This window comes from Hominisplanchenecus murintestinalis (genome assembly GCF_943193015.1).
Classification (GTDB): Bacteria; Bacillota; Clostridia; order Lachnospirales; family Lachnospiraceae; genus Hominisplanchenecus_A; species Hominisplanchenecus_A murintestinalis.
In genome coordinates, this window is record NZ_CALPCM010000100.1 from 1 (window position 1) to 2,672 (window position 2,672).

A 2,672-nucleotide genomic window follows, 5' to 3' on the forward strand; every position below is an offset into this window, starting at 1 on the left:
GATTCATGGCAATAAAAAAAGCCGACTGGCTGTTTTATTTGCTAAACTACACCAATCGGCTATGTAAAAATCTATTCTGTTTTATTCTCTGCCTTATCTGCTCTTACATGATATGGCTTCCCTTATTCTCTCTGTATCCCATTTTTCTGGGAACAATACCGCCATAATATGAAACGCATCTATCAGCCCTGCGATATACGCATGAGTGCCGTATTCAAAATCCTGCTTATCCCTGCAATCTATAAGATGCTGACAAACTTCCCTTTGTTTCTCTGTCAAATAAAGCTGATTAAAGGCATCCTCTGCACTTCCCTCATTATTACTGTCCTTTTGATAACTTGCGTCAGCCTGTAACAGTTTCAATACAGATTCGTCTTTTAGTTTCTCGACTGCTATCTTCACCAGTTCTTTAAATTCCTTATCGCACATCACTTCCCCCTGCCAGTTCTACCCTTAATTTTTTTATAGGTGCATGGATAACCTTAAAAATAATTTCGTCAACGCAGTCTGTATATCTGCCCTGCTGTATGAGTTGATTTTTCAGCTCTACAAGGCTATGTAACAAAATGCTCCGCTCCTCACTATCAACATATAAGTGATTTTTCTTTTCTCTCATAAATTTCACCGTCCTTTTTGCTTTTATTATATAGACAGATACCAGTATATTCAAAGATGCAAATGAGCGAAAAAATAAGCGTACCACTATCCCTAATGATACGCTTATCCCATTCAATTTCTAAGAGCCTGTTGCCTATATTTTATCAGCAGGGTGTACACTACATAGACACGTTGATTGCCCAAACCCTTTATTTTCCGTTTGTGTTCCCACACCCGATATCAACTACCACCGAAACGTCAAAGTAGTTTTTGAGGTGCTTATTTCGGATTTTTTCACCCTCCGAAGTAAACGTGAAATGCTTCGCAAAGTGCCTAAAATAAAGGATTTCTACGAGGTTTTCTTTTGTATCAACACAATAGTCTCTACATGGGTCGAGACAATGCCGTGAATGTCGACAGAACACGGGAACAAATCTACCCCCGCAGTACACGGAAACATATCAACCGTTTACATCTCCGTAAAAATCGGAGAGACAACCCTGATAACAATACCCATAACACCATATTTCCCTTCATCCTCAGCCGAATAATACTCACGCATCCCGGTTGGCGAGAATGCTCCTCTGGAGAGGAGACCAACTTCTATGAGCCTTTGTTCCAAAGCAACAAAGCTTGGTGCAGTAAATATATCAACGACTTCTACCAGGATCGTTCGCTCTCTGGCTGCCATCTCTGTGAACCGAATATAATCCCCTTTGCTTATGAGTGATCTTTTCTCGTCGTGCAGACGATATTCAATTGTCTTATCTCCGCTACAAATCCGGTTGAACGGATTCGGTCGAAGTTTCATCTCAAATATCTGGCTCATTTGCCACCTCTTTTATCCTTCATACGAGTCCCACTGTCGGACAATTTTTCCTGTTTCCAATTCTCGGACACAACTAAGTATCGCAGTTTGGTTTCTCCACACTTCCAAATCAACATGGAAATGACCAAAGTACCAATGCTTATATGTGATCTTCCTTTGGATTTCATCAAGGAAACTCGTCAGCGGCTGTTCTTGAACAACATCATTCTTGATTCCTAAACTTCTCAGAGTGGAAAGATAATAGACAGTTTCAGATGGGGCAGTATGGGTAATAATGTAATCGACACGATTACCGACCTTTTCAAGATTCATAATTGCATTGTGATACTCTTCTTCTGATGGCATCTCTTGAGGCCACCAGGAAACGCCTTCAGTCCGGCGATACTTGTCAATGGAGTAACCGCCACCCATAACAAAAATGGTGTTGCCCTCAATACAGTAAACTTCGCCACGCATCAAGTGGATCACATTATTATTACGGATTTTATGTACTTTGCCACCGCTCCATATTTCAACCGGGTAGCTGTTGAGTTTATCAAAGTTTTCGTGATTACCATCAATGAACAGGACGGTATATTCTTGTTCGCTAAGAAAATCATAAAATGTTTCTTCCGACCAATAACGTCCGTTCCAGAAACCAACTCCGAAATCTCCACAAACAAGTACAATATCAGCAGGGGAAAGAACGGGTTCGATTTGTTCTACCCATTTAAATTGATTTCCGTGAGTATCACCCACTGTATACAACATCCGTTTTCACCTCATATCATATTATTATAACATATAAATCAAGTCCCTGTCAGTAAATTAGGACCTGTCTCATTGGAACACTAAGTAATATTTTGACTGAACAAATAATCTAACGCATGTTGGAACACCGCATCGTCTGCAGTTTCCACCAACTTATAAAAAAGTCGATAAATCTCATAAAGTGGAAGTTCAGAATAATAATCATCGATAATTTTATATAACATTTCAGGATCACCACACTCTTGAAAACAATCCCGAAGCACAATCCAACTGCTTACCGAAACAGGGAGTGTAGCAAAATCTATTTTCTGCATTTGTACCACTCCATTTCACATCCTTTATCCGAATGACATAATTTTACCGCAAATTACGTAACCACTTTTTTAGACTAAACCAATCTATATATTATTTATGTTCAGCACCTCCTAGTATAATAATGGTGTAGTCAATCAAGACTACTTGGTTAATAAATTTCTAAAATTAGATAACAGAAGAA

At 39.2% G+C, this 2,672-nt stretch carries 5 protein-coding genes; all 5 read right to left on the reverse strand.

The annotated features are described in order from the left end of the window. Window positions 1-93: 93 nt before the first annotated feature. The 5 genes from NFR99_RS15035 to NFR99_RS15055 all read right to left on the reverse strand — a co-directional run bounded on the left by NFR99_RS15035 (window position 94) and on the right by NFR99_RS15055 (window position 2,490). A complete protein-coding gene (locus tag NFR99_RS15035) occupies window positions 94-429 on the reverse strand; it encodes a hypothetical protein (protein ID WP_251354055.1) in 336 nt (111 codons plus the stop codon). Further along, window positions 419-616 (reverse strand): hypothetical protein, encoded by a 198-nt coding sequence (locus NFR99_RS15040; protein WP_120409851.1) that lies wholly within the window; start codon window positions 614-616, stop codon window positions 419-421. Before NFR99_RS15040 ends, NFR99_RS15035 begins: the two co-directional genes overlap by 11 nt. A gap of 450 nt (window positions 617-1,066) precedes the next feature. Continuing rightward, entirely contained in the window at window positions 1,067-1,426 is a 360-nt protein-coding gene (locus NFR99_RS15045; RefSeq protein ID WP_251354056.1) for an ASCH domain-containing protein, read from the reverse strand. A gap of 12 nt (window positions 1,427-1,438) precedes the next feature. Beyond that, a complete protein-coding gene (locus tag NFR99_RS15050) occupies window positions 1,439-2,176 on the reverse strand; it encodes a metallophosphoesterase family protein (RefSeq protein WP_251354057.1) in 738 nt (245 codons plus the stop codon). Between the two features lie 80 nt (window positions 2,177-2,256). Next, window positions 2,257-2,490, reverse strand: coding sequence for a hypothetical protein (locus NFR99_RS15055; protein ID WP_251354058.1), 234 nt, complete (start codon window positions 2,488-2,490; stop codon window positions 2,257-2,259). Between the last annotated feature and the right edge of the window lie 182 nt (window positions 2,491-2,672).

What these genes read in the sequence shown, in the direction of transcription:
- NFR99_RS15045 (WP_251354056.1), bottom strand. Translation starts at nt 1,426, where the DNA reads ATGAGCCAGATATTTGAGATGAAACTTCGACCGAATCCGTTCAACCGG.
- NFR99_RS15035 (WP_251354055.1), bottom strand. Translation starts at nt 429, where the DNA reads ATGTGCGATAAGGAATTTAAAGAACTGGTGAAGATAGCAGTCGAGAAA.
- NFR99_RS15050 (WP_251354057.1), bottom strand. Translation starts at nt 2,176, where the DNA reads ATGTTGTATACAGTGGGTGATACTCACGGAAATCAATTTAAATGGGTA.
- NFR99_RS15055 (WP_251354058.1), bottom strand. Translation starts at nt 2,490, where the DNA reads ATGCAGAAAATAGATTTTGCTACACTCCCTGTTTCGGTAAGCAGTTGG.
- NFR99_RS15040 (WP_120409851.1), bottom strand. Translation starts at nt 616, where the DNA reads ATGAGAGAAAAGAAAAATCACTTATATGTTGATAGTGAGGAGCGGAGC.